Source organism: Comamonas sp. HJ-2 (genome assembly GCF_053615495.1).
The window spans coordinates 1-22,078 of the sequence record NZ_JBSIFD010000022.1 but is presented as its reverse complement, the minus strand read 5'-3'; the positions used below and the strand labels follow the sequence as shown (position 1 = coordinate 22,078).

General features: G+C 62.5%; 24 protein-coding genes. 12 read left to right on the top strand and 12 right to left on the bottom strand.

The features are described 5' to 3' along the window. Positions 1 to 7: 7 nt before the first annotated feature. The gene (locus tag ACWGXF_RS17820) at positions 8 to 325 is read right to left on the bottom strand and encodes a DMT family transporter (RefSeq protein ID WP_452102224.1); all 318 of its coding nucleotides are present in this window, start codon (positions 323 to 325) and stop codon (positions 8 to 10) included. A gap of 397 nt (positions 326 to 722) precedes the next feature. Between ACWGXF_RS17820 and ACWGXF_RS17815 the strand changes: the two genes are divergently transcribed. Further along, a complete protein-coding gene (locus ACWGXF_RS17815) occupies positions 723 to 1,133 on the top strand; it encodes a VOC family protein (RefSeq protein WP_256631288.1) in 411 nt (136 codons plus the stop codon). Positions 1,134 to 1,253: 120 nt separating this feature from the next. Here the strand turns inward: ACWGXF_RS17815 and ACWGXF_RS17810 are convergent, their stop codons facing one another. Both ACWGXF_RS17810 and ACWGXF_RS17805 read right to left on the bottom strand, forming a co-directional pair. Continuing rightward, positions 1,254 to 1,745, bottom strand: a complete 492-nt coding sequence (locus tag ACWGXF_RS17810) for a PIN domain-containing protein (RefSeq protein ID WP_256629041.1) — start codon at positions 1,743 to 1,745, stop codon at positions 1,254 to 1,256. Continuing rightward, on the bottom strand, positions 1,742 to 3,040 hold the full coding sequence (locus tag ACWGXF_RS17805) for a THUMP domain-containing class I SAM-dependent RNA methyltransferase (RefSeq protein ID WP_452102223.1): 1,299 nt from the start codon (positions 3,038 to 3,040) through the stop codon (positions 1,742 to 1,744). The genes ACWGXF_RS17810 and ACWGXF_RS17805 overlap by 4 nt, the downstream gene beginning before the upstream one ends. 179 nt (positions 3,041 to 3,219) lie before the next feature. Here ACWGXF_RS17805 and ACWGXF_RS17800 point away from each other — a divergent pair, with 179 nt between their 5' ends. From ACWGXF_RS17800 to ACWGXF_RS17790, 3 genes are all read left to right on the top strand, one after another. Then, entirely contained in the window at positions 3,220 to 3,558 is a 339-nt protein-coding gene (locus ACWGXF_RS17800; protein ID WP_039050220.1) for a tRNA-binding protein, read from the top strand. Between the two features lie 57 nt (positions 3,559 to 3,615). Further along, a complete protein-coding gene (locus ACWGXF_RS17795) occupies positions 3,616 to 4,848 on the top strand; it encodes a DUF711 family protein (RefSeq protein ID WP_256629044.1) in 1,233 nt (410 codons plus the stop codon). 135 nt (positions 4,849 to 4,983) lie between these two features. Beyond that, entirely contained in the window at positions 4,984 to 5,904 is a 921-nt protein-coding gene (locus tag ACWGXF_RS17790) for an aspartyl/asparaginyl beta-hydroxylase domain-containing protein (RefSeq protein ID WP_080746150.1), read from the top strand. A gap of 189 nt (positions 5,905 to 6,093) precedes the next feature. On the opposite strand, the gene ACWGXF_RS17785 is transcribed toward ACWGXF_RS17790, so the two are convergent. The 8 genes from ACWGXF_RS17785 to ACWGXF_RS17750 form a co-directional block, all read right to left on the bottom strand. Continuing rightward, complete coding sequence (locus ACWGXF_RS17785; RefSeq protein WP_256629047.1) at positions 6,094 to 7,695, bottom strand: RNA polymerase factor sigma-54; 1,602 nt, start codon at positions 7,693 to 7,695, stop codon at positions 6,094 to 6,096. A 145-nt stretch (positions 7,696 to 7,840) separates the two neighbouring features. Beyond that, positions 7,841 to 8,623, bottom strand: coding sequence for an LPS export ABC transporter ATP-binding protein (gene lptB, locus ACWGXF_RS17780; protein ID WP_012840179.1), 783 nt, complete (start codon positions 8,621 to 8,623; stop codon positions 7,841 to 7,843). Beyond that, positions 8,620 to 9,276: a lipopolysaccharide transport periplasmic protein LptA gene (gene lptA, locus ACWGXF_RS17775; protein WP_003068194.1), complete on the bottom strand. Its 657-nt coding sequence runs from the start codon at positions 9,274 to 9,276 to the stop codon at positions 8,620 to 8,622. Before lptA ends, lptB begins: the two co-directional genes overlap by 4 nt. A gap of 130 nt (positions 9,277 to 9,406) precedes the next feature. Beyond that, positions 9,407 to 10,057, bottom strand: a complete 651-nt coding sequence (locus ACWGXF_RS17770) for a thiol:disulfide interchange protein DsbA/DsbL (protein WP_256629049.1) — start codon at positions 10,055 to 10,057, stop codon at positions 9,407 to 9,409. 159 nt (positions 10,058 to 10,216) lie between these two features. Further along, positions 10,217 to 10,918: an SPOR domain-containing protein gene (locus ACWGXF_RS17765; protein ID WP_039050223.1), complete on the bottom strand. Its 702-nt coding sequence runs from the start codon at positions 10,916 to 10,918 to the stop codon at positions 10,217 to 10,219. Between the two features lie 101 nt (positions 10,919 to 11,019). Further along, positions 11,020 to 12,729, bottom strand: a complete 1,710-nt coding sequence (gene argS, locus ACWGXF_RS17760) for an arginine--tRNA ligase (protein ID WP_452102222.1) — start codon at positions 12,727 to 12,729, stop codon at positions 11,020 to 11,022. A 378-nt stretch (positions 12,730 to 13,107) separates the two neighbouring features. Next, positions 13,108 to 13,554, bottom strand: a complete 447-nt coding sequence (locus ACWGXF_RS17755; RefSeq protein WP_452102221.1) for a DUF2214 family protein — start codon at positions 13,552 to 13,554, stop codon at positions 13,108 to 13,110. An 84-nt stretch (positions 13,555 to 13,638) separates the two neighbouring features. After that, positions 13,639 to 14,574 (bottom strand): LysR family transcriptional regulator, encoded by a 936-nt coding sequence (locus ACWGXF_RS17750; protein WP_034355246.1) that lies wholly within the window; start codon positions 14,572 to 14,574, stop codon positions 13,639 to 13,641. A 388-nt stretch (positions 14,575 to 14,962) separates the two neighbouring features. Here ACWGXF_RS17750 and ACWGXF_RS17745 point away from each other — a divergent pair, with 388 nt between their 5' ends. Both ACWGXF_RS17745 and ACWGXF_RS17740 read left to right on the top strand, forming a co-directional pair. Then, positions 14,963 to 16,156 (top strand): sensor histidine kinase, encoded by a 1,194-nt coding sequence (locus ACWGXF_RS17745; protein ID WP_202787835.1) that lies wholly within the window; start codon positions 14,963 to 14,965, stop codon positions 16,154 to 16,156. A gap of 12 nt (positions 16,157 to 16,168) precedes the next feature. Then, positions 16,169 to 16,855 (top strand): response regulator transcription factor, encoded by a 687-nt coding sequence (locus ACWGXF_RS17740; RefSeq protein ID WP_039050226.1) that lies wholly within the window; start codon positions 16,169 to 16,171, stop codon positions 16,853 to 16,855. Between the two features lie 64 nt (positions 16,856 to 16,919). On the opposite strand, the gene ACWGXF_RS17735 is transcribed toward ACWGXF_RS17740, so the two are convergent. After that, complete coding sequence (locus tag ACWGXF_RS17735; RefSeq protein ID WP_003068180.1) at positions 16,920 to 17,279, bottom strand: hypothetical protein; 360 nt, start codon at positions 17,277 to 17,279, stop codon at positions 16,920 to 16,922. Positions 17,280 to 17,374: 95 nt separating this feature from the next. Here ACWGXF_RS17735 and ACWGXF_RS17730 point away from each other — a divergent pair, with 95 nt between their 5' ends. The 6 genes from ACWGXF_RS17730 (at position 17,375) to ACWGXF_RS17705 (ending at position 21,832) form a co-directional block, all read left to right on the top strand. Further along, positions 17,375 to 17,587, top strand: a complete 213-nt coding sequence (locus ACWGXF_RS17730; RefSeq protein WP_452102220.1) for a hypothetical protein — start codon at positions 17,375 to 17,377, stop codon at positions 17,585 to 17,587. A 183-nt stretch (positions 17,588 to 17,770) separates the two neighbouring features. Beyond that, positions 17,771 to 19,963: a malate synthase G gene (locus ACWGXF_RS17725; protein ID WP_039050227.1), complete on the top strand. Its 2,193-nt coding sequence runs from the start codon at positions 17,771 to 17,773 to the stop codon at positions 19,961 to 19,963. 191 nt (positions 19,964 to 20,154) lie between these two features. After that, the gene (locus tag ACWGXF_RS17720; protein ID WP_039050272.1) at positions 20,155 to 20,373 is read left to right on the top strand and encodes a cysteine-rich CWC family protein; all 219 of its coding nucleotides are present in this window, start codon (positions 20,155 to 20,157) and stop codon (positions 20,371 to 20,373) included. A 54-nt stretch (positions 20,374 to 20,427) separates the two neighbouring features. Next, positions 20,428 to 20,616, top strand: coding sequence for a 4-oxalocrotonate tautomerase (locus tag ACWGXF_RS17715; RefSeq protein WP_003060526.1), 189 nt, complete (start codon positions 20,428 to 20,430; stop codon positions 20,614 to 20,616). A 102-nt stretch (positions 20,617 to 20,718) separates the two neighbouring features. Beyond that, positions 20,719 to 20,907: a 4-oxalocrotonate tautomerase gene (locus ACWGXF_RS17710; protein ID WP_003060524.1), complete on the top strand. Its 189-nt coding sequence runs from the start codon at positions 20,719 to 20,721 to the stop codon at positions 20,905 to 20,907. A 157-nt stretch (positions 20,908 to 21,064) separates the two neighbouring features. Next, positions 21,065 to 21,832, top strand: coding sequence for a class II glutamine amidotransferase (locus ACWGXF_RS17705; RefSeq protein ID WP_003068169.1), 768 nt, complete (start codon positions 21,065 to 21,067; stop codon positions 21,830 to 21,832). Positions 21,833 to 22,078 lie beyond the last annotated feature (246 nt).

Here is a 22,078-nt window from a genome sequence, read left to right as displayed (position 1 = left end):
CGGGCATTCACTCCGCTGACAGCTTCATCAGCACCAGACCGCTGACGATCAGGACGGCCGCTCCCACGCGCATGGCGCTGAGCTGCTCGCCCAGCACCGTGACGCCCACCAGGAATGCACCCACGGCGCCGATTCCGGTCCAGATCGTATACGCCGTGCCCAGGGGCAGCGTGCGCATGGCCACCGACAGCAGACTGAAGCTGGCGATCATGGCCACGATGGTGATGGCGCTGTACTTGAGGTTGGTGAAACCATGGGACTGCTTCATGGTGAAGGCCCAGACCACTTCCAGAACGCCGGCCACCAGCAGATAAACCCAAGCCATAGAAAACCTCTTTGAAGATCGAATGGCCAGGCCGTCCCGGCAGGAATACAGGCCATGCATCGCATGGTCCGGCAAGGTCGTCCCTGCGGCATGAATCCTAATCCGCATGGGCAAATCCGGGCCAGCCATGGGTGGTTCGGCCGCCACACCATGGGCCGGCGCTTCGTTGGCTCCGGCCGTCAACGCCTGCGGATTCCATGGGGCAATGCAAGGTTTGACGGACTGCGACGGATTCGGCAGGCCCGATGCCGACAGGAGCGGCGCCTTGGATGCCGTGGGCGCAACACAGGCGGTGCGCAGCTCCTGCTGGCCCGCGAGGACTGCGCCATGCAGGGACAGAGCGGATGCAAGGCAATGGCACACTGGGTGGCTTGTGCCAAGCCTGCCCATCGCCACCATGCTTTCAGGACTGAACCACCTCACTCTGGCCGTCGCGGATCTGCCGCTCAGCCTGGATTTCTATGTGCGCGAGCTGGGCTTTCGTCCACGCGCGCAGTGGGATACGGGTGCCTATCTGGGACTCGGCAATCTGTGGCTGTGCCTGTCGTCAGACGAACAGCGAAGACAGGCCTGCAGCTCTGACTACACCCACTACGCATTCACCCTTGCTCAGCAGGACTTCGCGCACTTTGTGGAGCATGCCAGGTCATGCGGGGTCCGGGAGTGGAAGAGCAACCACAGCGAAGGCGATTCCTTCTACTTTCTGGACCCGGACGGCCACCAGCTCGAAGCCCATGTCGGTTCGCTGGAAAGCCGCCTGGCGCAATGCCGCTTGCGGCCTTATGCGGGCATGCGGTTTTTCGACTGAGCCAACAAGCAGGCAACGGAAGCAATATTCAGGCCAAAACAGGTGCAAGAGCCTGTTTGACACAGCAGCTCCAAGTAGCGCTGCCAGTCAATACCGGGGTGCACGCCTTGCTTCGCCACACTAGGCGGCCAGCCGCTCCTCTTCCATCACCACCACATTGCCCACCGTCGCGCCATAGTGCGTTGCCACGCGCTTGCGCTGCTTGAGCACGGCCCTGTCCTTGCTGACCAGCAAGGCCTTGTGCAGGCTGGCCAGATCGAGGAAATGCTGGTCGTCGGGATCGGTGCAGGTGAAGCGAATCTTGGGTGCGGCGGACACATATTCGACGGCTGCATCAAAAGCGGCCATCACGCCTTCGGGCGTCTTGCCGTAGTAGCTGACGCGCGGCGCAATCTGGCTGTAGTGCAGCACACGACCCAGCTCGATGCGCTGGGCCTCATCGGCAATCCAGCGCACTTCGCCACGGGCGACCAGCTCGCGGATGGCGGGAATATCCGGGTCGTCAAAAATCAGCATGTCCAGCACCACATTGGTGTCCAGAATCATGGGACGCGGCAAAGGGCCGTCGTAGCCGGCGTTGCAGGCCGGCCAGCGCAGGGGTGCGATCTTCATTGAGGCCGGCCTTCCGGCTTGCCGCTCTGAGCAGCATCGTCCGCGGGCTTGCGTGGCTTGACCGCGCCCTTGACCATGTCGAAGCGGAACAGACGGCACTCGATAGGACCGTTCCACATGGGCGTGCGGCGTGACTCCTTGAGGCGCATCTTGCTGGGCAGCTTGAGGTCGGGCGTCAGCATCCAGGCGCTCCAGCCGCTGTAGTTCTTCTTCCAGTGGCTGGCCAGTTGGTTGAAGAATTCGCCGCCATCCTCGGTCTGCGCGGTTTCACGGCCTGCGCGCTCGACCTGGCCCATGCGCTCCGCCGCATTGCGGCCTGCGCTGCCGGCGGCCGCGATACGCTCGCCGTAGGGCGGGTTCAGCAGCATCATGCCGGGCTGCTCGCTGGGCGGCATGCGCTGCAAGGCATCACCACCGCGCAGGCTGACGGTACCGGACACACCCGCACGTTCGGCATTGCGCTGGGCAAAGTCCACCATGCGGAAAGCGATGTCCGAGCCGTAAATGCCCACCGGCGATTCAGGCAGGATCTGGCTCTCTGCCTCATCCAGCATGGCTTCCCAGACATGACGCTGAAAGGGCACGAGCTTCTCGAACGCAAAGCGACGCAGAATGCCGGCCGGAATCCTGCGCGCGATCTGCGCGGCCTCGATCACCAGGGTACCGCTGCCGCAGCAGGGGTCGTACAGCGGCTGGGGATTGTCGCCATGCGGGTTCCAGCCCGAGGCAGCAATCATGGCCGCGGCCAGGGTTTCCTTGAGCGGGGCATCGCCCTTGTCCTCGCGCCAGCCGCGCTTGAACAGCGCCTCGCCCGAGGTGTCGATATAGATGGTGGCGCCGTCGGTCGTCAGGTGCAGATGTACGCGCACATCGGGGTAGTGGGTCTCCACGCTGGGACGCACGCCGTTGCGCTTGGCGCGAAAACGGTCGGCGATCGCGTCCTTGACCTTGAGCGCCGCAAAGTTCAGGCTGGTCAGCGGGCTGTGCTGGGCCGTGACCTCGATCTTGAAGGTTTCCTTGGGCGTGAACCAGATCTCCCAGGCCACCTCGCTGGCGGCACGGTACAGATCGTTCTCGCTGCGGTACATGGTGTGCGACAGCTCGATCAGCACGCGCTGGGCCAGACGGCTGTGCAGATTGAGCAGCATGGCATCGCGCCACATGCCGCGCAGCATGACGCCGCCCCGGCCCACGAGCAGATCCTGCCCGCTGGCGCCGGTGATGGCGTGGACCTCGTCGGCCAGAAAGCCCTCGACGCCGGCGGCGCAGGGCAGAAACAAATGCAGTTGGTTCATAGAAATCAGTGCGCGCCAGCAACGGCGCAGGCGCCGGACGCTCACGGGAGCCTGTTGTGCGCTTTACAGGGCATAAGCATACGCGCTAGGCCTTTTCCGGTGCCCGCGCACGACAAGCGTTGCTCTACAGATGCTCGCAGGACCCAAGGCATGATGCCAGGCCAAGGAGCAATGACGACATGGAAGAAATCAGCTGGAACGACTTTATGAAGGTGGAGCTGCGCGTGGGCCGCGTGCTGCAGGCCGAGGTATTTGCCGAGGCCCGCAAACCCGCCTACAAGCTGCTGGTGGACCTGGGTCCCGAGCTGGGCCAGCGCAAGTCCAGCGCGCAGATCACGGCACACTACCGGCCCGAGGAGCTGATAGGACGGCTGGTGGTGGCCGTGGTCAACTTTCCGAAGAAGCAGATTGGTCCCTTGATGAGCGAATGTCTTGTGACCGGTTTTCACGATGCCACGGGAGCTGTGGCCCTGTGCGTGCCCGACAAGCAGGTGCCGCTGGGCACGCGCCTGCTGTGATCGGCGTATTCAGAGGCAAAATGGCCGCCAGCCATTCTCCCGCCTACGGATACTGCTATGAATATCAGCTTCAACCCGCTGGTGCGCGTGCGCACCGTCACCGCCTTTGTCAACCTGAGCGCCGATGAGGCACAGTGGCAGGCCGGCCTGACCCAGGCCAAGCAGCAATGCGATGCCGTGGCCGATGCCATCGAGGCCCAGGGCTATCAGGTGCAGTCCATCCGCATTGTGAGTAACCCGTACGGAGAATACCTGGACGTCAGCGGCATAGACAGCGCCCTTGCCGGCCTGCAGCGCATTGCCGAAACGCTCAAGGCCATCAACACCGGCAAACGCCGCATCCGCTTTGCCGTGGGCGAGGCGCGCAATGCGCAGGAAGTGGCCCTGCTGCCGCAGCTGATTGCCGCCTATGGCGACCTGTGCAACGCCTGCGTGAATATCGATCTGGATGAACATGGCTTTCTGCAGACCGGCTTGCTGGCCAGCAGCGTGCAGGCAATTCAGCAGATCGCGTGCACCACGCCGCGCGGCGAAGGCAATTTCAACTTCACGGTCAACTTCAACTGCGCGCCCGGCATTCCCTATTTCCCGGCCAGCTACCACCGCGGCCAGCACCACGGCGCCCTGGTGCTGGGTCTGGAAACGCCAGACCTCATGGTGGCGGAACTGCAGAAGCTGCAGCAGCAGCGCCTGCAGCTCGATCACGCGGCGTGGTTCAGGCTCGCATTCGAGCGCCTGAGCCAGGCCCTGAACGAGCATGCCACTGCCATCCAGCGCTGTGCCGACGGCGTGAAACTGGCCGAGGGCTGGCATATCGCGGGCATGGACACCTCGGCCGCGCCGTCCAAATCCTGCGCCTCCATGGTCGATGTCTACCAACTGCTGGGCGTGCCCTGTTTCGGCGCCAGCGGCACGGTGGAAGCCTCGGCCCTGCTGACCCGCGTCTTCAAATCGGTCAACGGCGTGACACAGATCGGTTTCAGCGGCCTGATGCTGGCCGTGACCGAGGACCAAGGCCTGGCCCAGGCCAGTCTGAATGACGAGTTCGATATCCGCGCCCTGCTGACCTACAGCAGCGTCTGCGGCATCGGCCTCGATACCGTGCCGGTGCCGGGCGACAGCAGCGCCGAGCAGATCGCCGCCGTCATGCGCGATACAGGCACCATGGCGTTTCGCCTCAACAAGCCGCTGACGGTGCGCCTGTTCCCCGTACCGGGCCTCAAAGCCGGCGACAGAACAGCCTTCGAGAGCGCCGACCTTTGCAACTGCGCCGTGCTGGCCCTGCCTTGAGTATCTGATCCCGACCGGCTGCTGCGCTTGGCCGTCAAGCGCCGGCAGCTATTGCTTTTGATATTCCCCTACCCCGGTTCTGTTTGACCTGCCCCCATGGTGGCCGCCGGGGTGCCCCCGGTAAAATTGGTCCTTATGGCAAAAATTATCGTTCTGGCACTGGTGCTGCTCTTCTTTGGCTGCGGGCTGTACATGCATCTGCGCGGCAAGGTGCGCCACAAGGTGGTCAAGCAATTGTTTGACCACTCCACGTTCACAGCGCCGTTCAACGTCTTCATGCTGATGTTCAGCAAGGTGCCGCGCACGCCCTATCTGCCCACCAGCACCTTCCCCGAGCTGGCGCCGCTGCAGGCCAACTGGCGCGAGATCCGCGAGGAAGCCGTCAATCTGCAAAAGAACATGCAGATCAAGGCCGCAGCCAACAACGACGACGCAGGCTTCAACTCCTTCTTCAAGACCGGCTGGAAGCGCTTCTACCTCAAGTGGTACGGCGACGCCCACCCTTCGGCCATGGAGTTGTGCCCCAAGACCACGGCCCTGGTGAAATCGATTCCCAGCGTCAAGGCCGCCATGTTTGCCGAGCTGCCGCCCGGCGCCAAGCTCAATCTGCACCGCGACCCCTATGCGGGCTCGCTGCGCTATCACCTGGCCGTGCTGGCGCCCAACGACGACCGCTGCATGATCGAGGTCGACGGCCAGCCCTATAGCTGGCGCGAAGGCGAAGGCGTGATCTTCGACGAGACCTTTATGCACTGGGCCGAGAACCGCTCGGAAGGCAATCGCATCGTGCTGTTCTGCGATGTGGAGCGCCCCATGACCAATGGCTTTGCCCAGTGGCTCAATCACTGGCTGGGCAAGAACGTGGTGGCCGCCGCCAGCTCGCCCAACAACGAGGGCGATCCGCGCGGCATGATCAGCAAGCTGTTCAAGATCTCGTTCTATGCGGGCAAGTACCGCCGTGCCTTCCGCGACTGGAATCCGACCTTCTACAAGATCCTCAAGTTCGGCCTGATGATCGGCGTGCTGGTCTGGTTTATCTGGTGGTTGGTTTCTTGATAACCCCCTGAGGCGCTACGCGCCTTCCCCTGGCCGGGCGCCCCCAAGGGGGACGGCAGCATCGCCGCAAGGGCGGCTCTTGCTCGCTGCCCCTTGCTTGAGGAATGCCTTATCAAGGCTCCCGCCCTAAATACAGAACAAGAAAGCCGCTGTGCGATGCATCAGCGGCTTTCTTGTTTCTGCGGTGCCCTACAGCGCCTTGCGCAGCGTGGTCGTCGGTATCTTGAGCTGCTCGCGGTATTTGGCGACGGTGCGGCGCGCGCACTCGATGCCCTGCTCCTTGAGCATATCGGCCAGCTTGGCGTCCGACAGCGGCTTTCTGGCATCTTCGGCATCGACAAACTGCTTGATCAGCGCACGCACGGCCGTGCTGGAAGCACTGCCGCCGGTTTCCGTGCCCAGGCCCGAACCGAAGAAATACTTGAGCTCGAAGGTACCCTGGGGCGTGGCCATGTACTTGGCCGTGGTCACGCGGCTGATGGTGGACTCGTGCAGGCCCAGGGTGTCGGCGATATCGCGCAGCACCAGCGGGCGCATGGCCAGCTCGCCATGCACAAAGAAGTTCTTCTGCCGCTCCACGATGGCTTCGGAAACACGCAAGATGGTGTCGAAGCGCTGCTGGATGTTCTTGATGAACCAGCGCGCCTCCTGCAGTTGCTGCTGCAGCGCCGCATGGCCGTCGCTGTTCTTGTGGCGGCGCAGCACGCTGGCATAGATGTCGTGCACGCGCAGACGCGGCATGACCTCGGGGTTGAGCTGCACGGAGAAGTCCACCCGGCCCGAGCCGGACCGCACCGGGCGCACGATGACATCGGGCACCACGATATGGCGTTCCACGTCGACAAAGCGGCGCCCCGGACGCGGCTCCAGCCTGGCGATCAGGGCCATGGCTTCGCGCAGTTGCTCCTCTCGCGCACCGCACAGGCTGGTGAGCTTGCGCAGATCGCGCCGCGCCAGCAGGTCCATGGGCTGGGCACAGATGGCCTGCGCCAGCAGCAGCCGGCTCATATGCGCCTCGGTCGTGCCCTCGTCCTCGGCCGTGCGGATCAGATCGCGCAGCTGCAGCTGCAGGCACTCGGCCAGATCGCGCGCGCCCACACCCACGGGCTCCAGGCTTTGCAGCAGCTTCAGCGCAATGGCAAAGTGCTGCTCCAGCTCCTCGCGCTCCTCCAAGTCGTCGCCAGCCAGGCTCTGCGCCAACTCCTGCAGGGAATCCTCGAGATAGCCGTCGTCGCTGAGCGACTCGATGAGAAAGCGCAGTGCAGCCATGTCCGCCGCACCAAGATGCAGGCTCAGCGCCTGACGGTGCAGAAAGTCGGTCAGGCTCTGGTGCTCGCGCGCCAGATCGATGGCATCGGTTTCGTCATCGCCGTCGCGGTTGCGCGTGGAGCTGCTGGCCGAGGGCGTATCCCACTCGCTGCTGGATTCGCCGCCCCATTCCCCGTCCTGGCCGTCCATGCCGTCGGCCTCCCAGTTCAGCGTTTCCGGGGTTTCGGGGTTTGATGTCTCCGCTACCGTTTCAGTAGCTTGTTGCGCTTGCGATGCATCTCTTTCAGCATGAATACCATCTGAAGTGCTGTATTCACTGGCGCTAGCAGCTACATCTACAGGAGCATCCCCCGCAGTTTCTGCCTCATCGCCCGCACGTTCCAGAAAAGGGTTGTCGACCAGCATCTGCTCGACTTCCTGCGCCAGCTCCAGGGTGGAGAGCTGCAGCAGCTGAATGGATTGCTGCAGCTGCGGCGTAAGCGATAAATGCTGCGAAACGCGTAGCGAGAGACCTGGCTTCATCGAGGCGCGGCTCCCAGACAATCATCGCAAACGCGCGCAGTGCTATGGACTTGCCGCCGGGCCGCCCCAGGGCAAACCCCGGCGCAGCCGGTCAGGGCCCCTTCCGGGGACAGCGACCACACAAAGTGAGGGAGCGTGGGGGTCATCACATTCTGAAATGTTCGCCCAGATAGACGCGGCGCACATCGGCGTTCTCCACGATCTCCTCGGGCGTGCCTTCGGCCAGCACATGGCCGTCGCTGATGATGAAGGCGTGGTCGCAGATGCCGAGCGTCTCGCGCACATTGTGGTCGGTGATCAGCACGCCGATGCCGCGCTCCTTGAGGAAGCCGATGATGCGCTGGATCTCGATCACCGCGATCGGGTCGATGCCGGCAAACGGCTCGTCAAGCAGAATGAAGCGCGGTTGCGTGGCCAGGGCGCGGGCAATTTCCACGCGACGGCGCTCACCGCCGGACAGCGCCAGCGCCGGCGACTGGCGCAGATGCTCCACGCGCAGCTCCTGCAGCAGGCCCGTGAGGCGCTTTTCGATCTCGTCGCGCGTCAGCGTCTTGCCCTGCTCGTCCTTTTGCAGCTCCAGCACGGCGCGCACATTGTCTTCCACGCTGAGCTTGCGAAAGATGGAGGCTTCCTGAGGCAGATAGGACAGGCCCAGGCGCGAACGCTGGTGAATCGGCATGCCGCCCACCGGCTGGCCGTCGATGAAGATCTCGCCGCCGTCGCTGCGCACCAGGCCCACGATCATGTAGAACGATGTGGTCTTGCCTGCACCGTTGGGGCCGAGCAAACCGACCACCTCGCCTTTTTGCACGGACAGGGACACATCCTTGACCACCTTGCGGCTGCCGTAGGACTTGGCCAGATGCTTGGCCTCCAGGCGGCTGTCGGACTCGCCGCTGCGGCTGCTGGAGAAAGTCGGCTCGCTCATTTCTTCTCGTCGGCTTTCTCACCGCCCAGCGTCATGCTCTGGCGCAGCTGCGTGGCAGGTGTTGCAGGCTTGGGCTGTGCTCCCGGCGTGCCGTCCTTGGGCGCCATGATGGCGCGCACACGGCCACCCTGTCCCACGGAGGAGCTCGGCAGGCCGCCGCTGGTCTTCTGGCCATCGACGGTATAGACGTCGGTGATGTTGTTGTAGACGATGATGGAGCCCGTGACCTGATCGCTGAGCTGACCGCCACGGTAGCGGCGCATCTCGCCACGACGGATGAACTTGACGATATCGGCCTTGCCGTCGTACTCGATGACTTCGCCTTCGCCCTCGATGAACTCCTCGGGCTGACCGGCCACGGTATCGCGCTTCTGACGGAAGAACGCTCGCTTGCCGGCCTCGGCCTTGATCACACCGTACTGATAGCCCTCGGCGTCCTGCCGCACATCGAGCTGAGCACCGCGCAGCACGATGGAGCCCTTGGTCATCACCACATTGCCAGTAAAGACACTGGTCTGCTGCAGCTCGTCATGACGCAACGCATCCGCCTCGATATTCATGGGCTTGGCGCTGTCGGCTTTTTCGGCATGGACAATGCCGGTCGCTGCTGCCAGGGCGCAGGCCAGCGCAAGAGGTAGGAGTGTTTTTTTCATGGAAGGCACGTTTCTTGCATCCATTGTAGTCATTCCCTTTTTGCAACTTGCGTAAAAAACACCCACAAAAAAGCCCGCACGGCGGCGGGCTTGTTGGGCGTCAAACGTCACTGACGTCTGCTGGCTGATCTCAGGCCTTGCGACTGGAGGCGACCAGCGCATTGACCACGCGCAGCACATTGTCCATATTGCCGGCCTTGGTGCCGTCCGTGTAGTAGCGGCCGGCCACACCCATGGCGGGCACGCCTTCCACGTCATATTCGTTTTGCAGCTGAGCGGCCTTGCGCGCCTGATTGGCCACGGTGAAGGAGTTGTAGACCTCCTTGAACTTGGCCAGATCCACGCCCTGCTTGCCGACCCAGTCAAAGATGGCGTCGTCGGTCTTGAGCAGATTGCGATCCACGTGGATGGTGCGGAACACCTTGGCGTGCAGCTGGGGCAGCAGGTTCATGCCCTCCAGAGCGTAGTACAGCTTTTGCTGAGGCACGAAAGAGGCATTGAAGGCCACGGGCACGCGGCGCACCGCCACATCGGCAGGCTGGCTCTTTGCCCAGGCTTCGAACTGGGGCTCGAAGGCATTGCAATGCGGGCAGCTGTACCAGAAGAACTCGACCACCTCGACCTTGCCGGCCGGCGCGCTCACGCTGGCGGGCTTGCCCAGCTTGATGTAGTCCTTGCCTTCCTTGGGCGCAGCGCCCTGGGCCCAGCTGGAGGAGGCACCCAGACTCAGGGCACCGGCAGCAGCTGCCGAGGCAGCCAGAGAGAATTCGCGACGTTTCATCTAAACAAACTCCTGTATCAGGTCTGCAGTATCAGAGCCAACAGGCCCAAAAAAGTTCAGCTTTGTCAAAACTACCAATGGCACAAGCCAGAGGCCTCAAGCAAGGGCCGCCCCGCAGCTACGCTGCAGTCCCCGGCGCGCAGCGCCTCAGGGGTCTTGTTATCTGGCCGCGCGCACCAGAGTCGAGTCCACGCCCGCACCGTCGAGCTTGCCCTTGAGCTGCTCGGCGTCGTCACGCTTGCTGAACGGCCCCACGCGCACGCGGAAAACGGTGATGCCGTTCTGCTCACGCTCGCTGATGCGCGACTCCCAGCCCAGCATGGCCAGCTTGGCACGCTGCGCTTCCGCTTCGCTCTGGCCGCGGAAAGCACCGGCCTGCACAAAGTAGTTGAACGCAGAGTCCGAAGAAGATGCCGTTTGCGCGGCCGCCTTTTCCTTGTCTGCACGCGCCTTGTCTGCCTTGTCGGCGGCGGCGGAGCGCTCCTTGACCAGATCACCCAGCGGATCACCCGATGCAGGCTTGGCAGGCTTCTCCGGCGTAGAGGGCGGCGGCGTGGTGACTCCGCCGGTTGCAGTAGGTTGTACCGCAGGCGTGGGCGGCGACACCGTCACGTCGCTCGGAGGAACTGGTGGTGTCACCGGGGGCGGTGCAGGCTGGCGGCTCTGCAGCGGTGCGTTGGGGTCCCAGTTCTTGTTGCGCTCGGCCTCGGCCGCATCGCGCTGAGTGTTGTTTCCACCCTTGTTGAGGAAGGGCACCGGCACCTTGGTCACATAGATGGCCACGGCCAGGGCCGCAGCCAGACCGATGACCATGCCAAAGATAAGCCCCAGAATGGTTCCACCGCGTTGCTGGTTCTTCATATCAGTCGCTTAACGCTTTCTGCTTCAGTTATTCCATTCTCAGATCCATCGACCCCTGACAGGCAAGGCCGGCAAGGTGATCGATGGACAGGAAACTGGGATTACATGCGCTCGGGTGCGCTCACACCCAGCACCGCCAGACCATTGTGCAACACCTGGGCCGTGGCAGCGACCAGGGCCAGACGTGCGAGCTTGACCTTTTCGTCGTCCACCAGAATGCGCTCTGCGTCGTAGTAGCTGTGATAGCTGGAGGCCAGATCGCGCAGATAGAAGGTCACGTCGTGCGGTGCGTTGCCTTCGGCAGCAGCAGTCAGCATCTCGGGGTACTTGGCCAGCAGCAGCATCAGCGCCTGGGCCTGCGGGCCTTCCAGAGCGGACAGGTCCACATCCTTGAGTGCCGCCAGGCCTGCACCACCGGCCTCCTGCCAGGCACGCAGCACGGACTGGATGCGCGCATGGGCATACTGCACGTAGTACACGGGGTTGTCGTTGTTCTGGGCCACGGCCAGATCCACGTCGAAGGTGTACTCGGTGTCGGGCTTGCGCGAGAGCAGGAAGAAGCGCACGGCATCCTTGCTGGTCCACTCGATCAGATCGCGCAGCGTGACGTAGGAGCCGGCGCGCTTGCTGATCTTGACCTCTTCGCCGTTGCGCACCACGCGCACCATGGTGTGCAGCACGTAGTCGGGGTAGCCCTCGGGGATGCCCACATCGGCAGCCTGCAGGCCGGCGCGCACGCGGGCAATGGTGCCGTGGTGGTCCGTACCCTGAATGTTCACCACCTTGGTGAAGCCGCGCTTGAACTTCTGGATGTGATAGGCCACATCGGGCACAAAGTAGGTGTAGCCGCCGTCAGTCTTGCGCATCACGCGGTCTTTGTCGTCGCCGTAGTCGGTGGACCTGAGCCACAGCGCGCCGTCCTGCTCATAAGTCTTGCCGTTGGCGATCAGGCGGTTGACCGTCGCCTCGACATGACCGTTTTCATAGAGGCTGGACTCGAGGTAGTACTCGTCGAACTTGAGGTTGAAGGCCTGCAGGTCCTTGTCCTGCTCGTTGCGCAGATAGGCCACGGCGAACTGGCGGATGTTGTCGTAATCCTCGACATCGCCGTTGGCGGTGAACTCGCGGTCATCGGCCTTGATGGTTTCCTTGGCCAGGAAAGCCTTGGCGATGTCGGCAATGTAGTCGCCGTTGTAGAAATTCTTGGCCAGCGGGTTTTCGCTGTCGGTGGGCCAGCATTCGTCACCAGGCTTGAAGCCCTTGGCGCGCAGCTGGGTGCTCTTGGTCAGGGTGTCGATCTGCACGCCCGCGTCGTTGTAATAGAACTCGCGGTGAACCTTCCAGCCCTGGGTGGAATAGAGGTTGCTGATGGCGTCGCCGATCGCAGCCTGGCGGCCATGGCCCACATGCAGAGGGCCGGTGGGGTTGGCGGAGACGAACTCGACGAGGATGTTTTCACCGCGATCGGCCTGGTAGCCGAACTTCTGGGCTTGCGCCAGCACTTCGCGCACCACCTCCTGCTTGGCAGCAGGCTTGAGGCGGATGTTGAGAAAGCCCGGACCCGCGATCTCGATCGCATCCACCCACTGCTGGAAGGCGGTTGTAGCCTCCAGCGCGGTCTTGAGCTGCTCGCCCAGGGCGCGCGGGTTGGCCTTCAGAGGCTTGGCCAGCTGCATGGCCGCCGTGCAGGCGAAATCGCCATGGGCTGCCACTTTGGGGTTTTCAAACGCAGCGCGTGCGCCGGCGCCGGGCGAGAGTGTTTCGAGCTCAGCAGCCAGGGCTGCGAGCAATTCCTGTTTGACGGAGAGCATCGCGGGATTTTACGTGCCGGATTCAAGTCCTGCCGAATCGCTGGCGCCACACCCTTGTTCCAGGGCCGGTTCACAGGCTGCAGGGCGGTATCCGCATGTTTCGGCGGCCACACCCGGTCATTGCGCAAATGGAAGTCATTCTCGCTTGAACCCCGAATGCAGGCCATGCCCACGTTCAGCGGCGAGTTCAGCCGCAGGTGGAGCCTGTTTGCCGGCTACACCTTCAACCGCAACACCTGCGAGCGCGACATCAACCACCAGGATCTGGCATCAATACCTACACGCCCAAGCACATATTGCGCCTCTGGACCACCTACCGCAGACATGAAAAAGGCCGCTTTGCAGCGGCCTTTGTCTTTTGTAGGGTCTGGGGGCAGATTACATGCCGCGCGCCCAGAAGATGGCAACCACGGCGATCACCGGCACCACATGGCCCTGCCACATCACCCATTTGCGGGTCTGCTTGATTTCCTCGGGCGGCGGCAGCTGACCGCTTGCATCCAGCGTCTTCTTCCAGCGGCGGAAGGTCAGCGTGGGCTTGAGCGAAAGCAAAAAGGCGATGACGAACAGCGTCATCTTGAGATGGAACAGCGGCGAGGCCGTATAGGCCCCCATGCCCTTGACGCACCAGAGCAGGCGCGCAATACCGGTCAGCAGCAGGACGATGGCGGCAATGCCGTAAATCATGTCCAGCCTGGCCAGGCGCTGCACCACGGCGGCATTCATCCATTCCATACGGCACAGGGCGGCCTGGCTGGTCAGAAACACCACCAGGGTCAGGATCGCCAGCAGATGTGCGCTGGCAAGAACAGCTTCAAAGGTCATGGCTTCACAGTAGAAAAAAGGACGGGTTCAGCGGCCTGTATCAGGCCACGGCGACCGGTCCATTGTCTACCGTTTCAGGCCCGCTCAGATATCCACGCCAAGACGAAAGAAGTCCGGCTGGTTGTAGTGGTGCTTGAGGTAGTCGATCCACATGCGCACGCGCAGTGGCATGTGCTTGCGCTGGGGGAAGACCACGAAGATGCCGTTGGGCGGCGCGGCAAACTCTTCCAGCACAGGCACGAGGCGACCGGCGGCGATCTCGGCCTCCACCTCCCAGGTGCTGCGCCAGGCAATGCCCCAGCCCCCCAGGCACCAGTCGTGCAGCACCTGACCATCGGAGCAGTCCAGCGGGCCACCCGGCTTGAAGTGCACGACCTCGCTGGTGCCGCTTTCGGGATGCGGGATACGGAAGGCCCAGCCCCGCGTCTGCGAGGCGTCGGACGACAGCGTCAGACAGTCATGCTGGGTCAGTTCGCTGGGGTGCTTGGGCGTGCCACGGCGCTCCAGATAGCCGGGCGTGGCCACGCACAGGCGGCGGTTGTCGGCAATGCGCACGCTGACCAGGGCCGAGTCCGGCAGATCCCCCACGCGCACCGCGCAATCGAAGCCCTCGCCCGCCAGATCGACCACGCGGTCGCTGAGGTTCAGCGAGATGGTGACATCGGGGTGCAGGTCGCGAAAACGCGGCACCAGCGGCGCCACATGGCGGCGCCCGAAACCGGCAGGCGCCGTGATGCGCAGATGGCCCGTGGCCTTGACACCGCCGGCCGACACACTGGCCTCGGCATTGCACACATCGGAGAGCAGGCGCTGGCAATCTTCCAGGAAGGCGCTGCCTTCGTGGGTCAGCGAGATGCGGCGCGTGGTGCGCACCATGAGCTTGACGCCCAGATGCTCTTCCAAAGCATCCAGACGGCGCCCCATGATGGCGGGCGCCACACCTTCGGCCTTGGCGGCAGCCGTCAAGCTGCCCCTGGTCGCTACCGATACAAAAGACTCAAATGCCTTGAGTTTGTCCATGACCGCTGCTCCTGTCTGGTCCGTGTTGTCTCCTGCTGCGGTAGCGTGCACTATTAATACAAGAGCACATACCGCACAAGCAGTCTTGATTTCTCAAATGTTTTTATCGAAAGTTCTTTAAACAAGAGCGCTGACTGCCATCACTATAAAAGTCATCAATCAGCGCTGCATGCCTGTCCCGCATGCGACTTCATTGCGATATATCTTACTTAGAAGTCACAAGTTGCCAGTGAATCTTTGATGTTTATATATGTTTATATCAAAATTTACCGTTTTCCCTGAGGCAGGAATATCGCTTATTCGCCGGCGCCATGAGCTCTTGGGCAGAGCCAGGCGTTAAACCTATGATTTGCAAAACACATTTACAAATCCGCTGCCGCCCGCCGTCATGAGCTTTTCACCCGTTTCTGCCGCCCATCTGGCCGATCTGCTGGGCCGCTCCGGCCAGGGCTGTGCGCTCTGGAATGCCGAAGGGCTGCTGCTCATGGCCACTCCCGCCTGGTGCCAATGGCTGGATATGCCAGAGGACGCAAGTCCCATCGGCCAGCCGCTGCAGGGTCTGCTGCCAGCCCAGATCTGGCAAGTCCACGGCCCGCGCTTTACCGCCGCCGCCCAGGGCTTGCACCAGGAATATGACGACATACGGCCCGGTGATTCCGGTTCTCAGCACCACCGCCGCATACAGCTCACGCCCGGCTCAGCCGATGCCCAGGGGCGGCACGAGGTGCTGATGCAGCTCAGCGACATAGGACGTGAATATGCGTGTGGTGAAGTCATTGCACGCCAGCGCGAGCAGTTGCAGGCCTTGCACGAGCAACTGCGCAGCAGCCGCCAGGACGCGGGCGAGCTCGACAGGTTGCGTACCCTGCTGGACTGGCGCACGGCCATGCTGAGCGAACACAACGAAATGCTGCAGCTGCTCTCCCATGAAATCCGCCAGCCGCTGAACAATGCCTCCGCTGCCATGCAGGCCACGCTCAAGGCCATCGAAGATCTGCATCTGGCCGATGCCGCGCCCGCCGCCAGGGCCTTGCTGCGCGCCGAGCATGTGCTGCAGCAGGTGATAGGCACACTGGACAACACCCTGACCGCCGGCACGATTTTGGCCGCTGGCGGCAAGGCCGGAGCCTCCAGCGAAACCGATCTGCCGACCTTGATCAAGCTGGTGCTGCACGATATTGCGGCCGACCTGCGCCCGCGCATCGATGTGCAATGGCTGACCACGGCACGCACCGTACAGCTGCATCCGGCGCTGATGCGGCTGACGCTTCGCAATCTGCTCAACAACGCCCTGGCCTATGCGCCCGCAGATACCCGGGTGCAGCTGCGCATCTCCGAGTCCGACGAGCCGCTGGCGCTGATTCTGGAAGTCGTGGACCAGGGCCCCGGCATTTCCGAGGAGCTGCTCCCGCGTCTGTTCGAAAAAGGCTCGCGCGGCAACCACAGCCGCCCCGGGGCCGGCCTGGGCCTGTTCATCGTGCATTCGGTCTTGCAGTTGCACCAAGGTACAGTACAAGCTCTGCCGCACAGCCCGCATGGCACGATCATGCGCCTGGTCATTCCCCAAGGTCTTGCCGAATGAGGTCCGCCGCCCATGCTGCCTGCCACTCTTGCCCTGGTCGACGACGACACCGAGTACTGCGAATTTCTGGCCCAGCATCTGCGCGGCCAGGGCGTGGAGGTCACGGCATACAGCGACAGCAGCGACCTGCTGACCGACGACGCACCCTATCGCTTTGATTTCTATGTACTGGACCTGATGCTGCCCGGGGTGGCTGGCACCGAGCTGCTGCGCATCATCCGCAAGCGCAGCCAGGCCGGCGTGCTGATTGTCTCGGGGCGCCTGGGGCCCGAAGTATTTGCCGAGGTCATCAACGCCGGTGCAGATATGTATCTGACCAAGCCCGTGACCTTCGAGCAGGTGGAACTGGCCGTGCGCGCCGTGCACCGGCGCATCATGACCACGGCCCGGACGGCCACGGCCTGGAAGCTGGACAGCCGCCGCAGTCTGCTGACCGCCCCCGATGGCCAGAGCGTGGAGCTGGGCGCCACCGACCTGATGCTGATGGAGTGCTTTTTGCAGGCCCAGGGCGAAACCGTCAGCCGCGACCATATCCGCAGCCTGCTGGCCCATACCAGCGCAGCCGAGTCCGACAACAACCTGCACGCCACCATCTACCGCCTGCGCCGCCGCATCGAAAGGGCGACGCCCGTGGCCGTGCCGCTGCAGTCCCAGCAGAAAGTGGGCTACCAGTTCCGCGCCCCCTTGATCGCGGCCTGATCAATCCGGCGCGAAAAACAAGAACGGGCCTCCAGGCCCGTTGCGTGTCTTCAGTCCGGCTGAATCACATGACGAACTTGGACTCCACATCCGAAACCTTGCGCCTGGCCAGTGCCAGGTTGGCACGGCCGTTGTCCAGCACGTAGTAGATGAAGATGCCGTTGATCTTCTCGGCAGGGCGCAGGATGTGATACTGCTTGCCCAGGGTGATCAGAATGTCTTCGATGCTGTCGTTCAGACCCAGGGACTTCATGGTCTTCATCTTGGCGCGCACCACTTCGGTATTGCCGGCGGCAGCCAGCTCCAGGTCCACGCCGGAACCTATGCTGCCCAGCAGCATGCCGCTGTTGTAATCCACCACTGCCGCGCACATGGCGCCATCCAGGGTCATCAGATCTTGCAGGCTTTCGTTCAGATTCGCCATCAGGAGCTCCTTGGTAAAGATTGGCTGGCCGATATCGGAAGATGCTCAATGTGTTTCAAGATTAACAAATCATTTCTGAGCGCGGATATCGACTTATGACAGACAAAGCCTTGTCATTTGATGGCACGCACTTACTTCAAAGCAAAGACAAGACGCGTAAAACACCGTCCAATCTGCCGCCAGCTCAGGCCTGGCAAGCAATTGAAGCTATTGCTTCGGGAGAGACCTCGCGCCGCCTCCTCCAGTCTCTGCCATCTATTGCTGAGCCCGTCACTGCCGCAGCCGCAGCGCATACCGGTCAGAACTGACGAACTCTGGCGCCTTGGGTACGTAAAACGCATAAACCCCAGGGACTCCATATAAAAACATCATGAGTTCTGAACTATTTAGGCTATTTATGTACTCAAAGAATTCAAATACAGTCTCCACACATGCTGCCCGTGATGGGCAACGACTCCTGAATCCCGAGACATCACAACCAGAGGTTTCCAATGACTGATCGCACCCAAGTCCACGGCCTGCAAGTCGCCACCGAGCTGTACAACTTTGTGAACACGCAAGTGCTGCCTGGCACGGGCGTGGACCAGGACACCTACTGGAAGGGCTTCGACGCCATCGTGGCCGATCTGGCGCCCAAGAACGCAGCCCTGCTGGCCGAGCGCGATCGCCTGCAGACGCAGCTCGATACCTGGCACAAGGCCAACCCCGGCCCCATCGCCGACATGGCGGCCTACCGCCAGTTTCTGACCAGCATCGGCTATCTGGTGGAGTCTCCCAAGGACGCCAAGGCCACGACCGAAAACGTCGACGCCGAACTGGCCATTCAGGCCGGCCCCCAGCTGGTGGTGCCCATTCTGAACGCCCGCTACGCGCTGAACGCCGCCAACGCCCGCTGGGGCTCGCTGTACGACGCGCTGTATGGCACGGACGCCATCAGCGAAGAAGGCGGCGCCGAGAAGGGCAAGGGCTACAACCCTGTGCGCGGCGCCAAGGTCATCGCATTCGCACGCAACTTCCTCGATCAGGCCGTGCCCCTGGCTTCCGGCTCGCACAAGGACTCCACCGGCTACGCCGTCGAAGGCGGCAAGCTGGTCGTGTCCCTGAAGGACGGCAGCAAGACCGGCCTGAAGGACGAAGCCAAGTTCATCGGCTACCAGGGCGATGCTGCGGCTCCCAAGTCGGTGCTGCTCAAGAACAACGGCATCCACATCGACATCATCATCAACAAGTCCACCCCCATCGGCAGCACCGATGCTGCCGGCGTGGCCGATGTGGTGGTCGAGGCCGCCCTGTCCACCATTCTGGATCTGGAAGACTCCGTAGCCGCCGTGGATGCCGAAGACAAGGTCAACGGCTACGCCAACTGGCTGGGCATTCTCAAGGGCACGCTGACCGAATCCTTTGAAAAGGGCGGCAAGACCGTGACCCGTGGCCTGAACCCCGACCGCGAGTACACCGGCGCCGACGGCAAGCCCGTGAAGCTGCACGGCCGCTCGCTGATGTTCGTGCGCAACGTGGGCCATCTGATGACCAACCCCGCCGTGCTGTGGGGCCCCGAGCAGAAGGAAATCCCCGAAGGCATCATGGACGCGCTGGTGACCACCGCCATCGCCATCCATGACCTCAAGGGCAACGGTGCCAACGGCATCAGGAACAGCCGCACCGGCAGCGTCTACATCGTCAAGCCCAAGATGCACGGCCCTGCCGAAGCCGCTTTCGCGAACGAACTGTTCGGCCGCGTGGAAAAGGTTCTGGGCCTGCCCGAGAACACCGTCAAGCTGGGCATCATGGACGAAGAGCGCCGCACCTCGACCAATCTGAAGGCCGCCATTGCAGCCGCCCCGGCACGCGTTGCCTTCATCAACACCGGCTTCCTGGACCGCACCGGCGATGAAATGCACACCGCCATGTATGCCGGCCCCATGGTCCGCAAGGCCGACATGAAGACCTGCGCCTGGCTGCCCGCCTATGAAAAGAACAATGTGCTGGTCGGCCTGAACATGGGCCTGCGCGGCCGCGCCCAGATCGGCAAGGGCATGTGGGCCATGCCCGATCTGATGAAGGCCATGCTGGAGCAGAAGATTGCCCAGCCCAAGGCCGGTGCCAACACCGCCTGGGTGCCCTCGCCCACCGGCGCCACGCTGCACGCCCTGCACTATCACCAGATCAATGTGGCCGAAGTGCAAAAGGGTCTGGAAAGCCCCAACGCCGACGCCGAGTGCGACGAGCTGCTGAACGCCATCCTGCAAGTGCCCGTGTCCACCAACCCCAACTGGAGCGATGCGGAAAAGCAGCAGGAAGTGGACAACAACGTGCAAGGCATCCTGGGCTATGTGGTGCGCTGGATCGACCAGGGCGTGGGCTGCTCCAAGGTGCCCGACATCCACAACGTGGGCCTGATGGAAGACCGCGCCACGCTGCGCATCTCCAGCCAGCACATCGCCAACTGGCTGCAGCACGGCATCGTCACCGAAGCCATGGTGCGCGACAGCTATGCCCGCATGGCCAAGATCGTTGACGAGCAGAACGCCGGCGACGCAGCCTACAAGAGCCTGGTGGCCAATCCCGATGGCGCAGCCTATCAGGCGGCTCTGGACCTGGTGTTCAAGGGCAAGGAACAGCCTTCCGGCTACACCGAACCCCTGCTGCACGCCTGGCGCCTGAAGGTCAAGGCCGGCGCCTGATGGCCGGGCAAGGCCGCTCCTGAACAAGGAGTGGCTCCCGCTTGATACCAATGGATTTGAAAGACATTTTTACTCGAATCCATTGATTCAATTGCGCAATCCGCTATCAAAATGCACTCCATGTCAGCACATCGAGTGCATTTTTCTTGGCCACGGCCCTAGTGGTGCGGTATGGCTTCTACACTGCTGCCATGCCCACCGATCCCCTCATAGACGCCAGCCGCTGCCCTCTGTGCGGCCAGCCCAACCAGTGCGCCATCAGCGCCGGCCTGCCGCCGAACAGCTGCTGGTGCATGCAGATCCCGGTTTCCCCGGACGCGCTGCAGCGACTGCCCGCAGACGCACGTGGCAAGGCCTGCATCTGCCCCGCCTGTGCGCGGCCGGTCGCCGACGATTCCACCCCTGCCTGATCCTGCGCTCACCGCCTTGCAGCTCGGGCATTCAACATCAGCAAGGAGACCTTGATGCCCACCTATCGCATTGAACTGTTTGAAGGCCGCAGCGTTGAACAAAAGCGCAAGCTGGCCGAAGAAATCACCCGCGTGACCACCGAGGTGCTGGGCAGTGCCCCCGAGTCCGTGGACATCATCATCACCGACGTGCCGCGCCACAACTGGGCCACCGGCGGCAAGCTCTGGTCGGAGCAAAGCTGACCGACCCGCACGCGGCCGAGGCCGTCCTGGGACGGCTCTTGCCCAGCCCGGCCTTATGATGGACCTCTTTTCCCAACCCCAAGCCAGCAAGGAAACCTGCACATGCCCACCTACCATGTCGAAATGATGGAAGGCCGAACCGTCGAACAAAAGCGCAAGCTGGTCGAAGAAATCACCCGCGTCAGCGTTGAAGTGCTGGGCGGCTCGCCCGAATCGGTGGACATCATCATCACCGACATCAAGCGTCACGACTGGGCCACCGGCGGCAAGCTCTGGCTGGACCGCGAATAGGCCATCGCCGCCCTCTTGCGCAAAGCAGCTTAGGCTGCTTTTTTCATGCCGGCTGGGCAGCGGTTGACGATCTCTGCCATACAGCACCATCATTGACGAGATCATCCATAGATTCTTGGGCTATAAAGCTTTTTTGCTTGAAAGATATGACGAAGCCATGTGCCAGCTGCTTGGAATGAACTGCAACACGCCTACCGATGTGCGCTTTAGCTTCTCAGGCTTCACGCAGCGCGCAGGCAACACCGGCGACCACACCGACGGCTGGGGCATCGCCTTCTTCGAAGACAAGGGCCTGCGCCACTTCGTCGATCACGAACGCGCCATCGACTCCCAGATCGCCAAGCTCATCCGCGAATACCCGATCAAGAGCACCAACGTCATCGCCCATATCCGCAAGGCCACTCAGGGCGTGGTCAGCCTGCAGAACTGCCATCCCTTTGTGCGCGAGCTCTGGGGACGCAACTGGGTCTTCGCGCACAACGGCGATCTCAAGAACTTCGCCCCCAAGCTGCACGCCCACTTCCAGCCCATTGGCAACACGGACAGCGAGCAGGCCTTCTGCTGGATCATGCAGGAGCTGTGGAAGTCCCATGCCGGCGTGCCCAGCATCGAAGAGCTGACCCACACCCTGCGCGAGCTGGCCGCCAAGATCGCACCGCACGGCACGTTCAACTTCCTGCTCTCCAACGGCGAAGCGCTCTGGGCCCATGCCACGACCCACCTCTGCTATGTCGAGCGCCGCCATCCCTTCACCCAGGCGCAGCTGTCCGACGAAGACCTCAGCGTGGATTTCTCCCGCGAAACCACCCCCCAGGACAAGGTGGCCATCATCGTCACCGCCCCTCTGACACAGAACGAGCAGTGGACCCCCTTCCAGAACGGCGAGCTGCGCGTGTTTGTGCATGGTCAGGCGGCGCCTTATTGAAGTGCGCCAGGCCGGCATTGAGAAATAAAAAGAGAGCGCCTAGCGCTCTCTTTTTATGGGTTTCCGGTATTTTTGCAGCTGCAATGCTTTGACTGCGTACGACAGGCGCTCCTCGTTTCGAAGCACCCAATAAAAAACCCCGTAATCTTTCGACTACGGGGTTTTCACTGTAAGAGCCTGACGATGACCTACTTTCACACGGGAACCCGCACTATCATCGGCGCAAAGTCGTTTCACTGTCCTGTT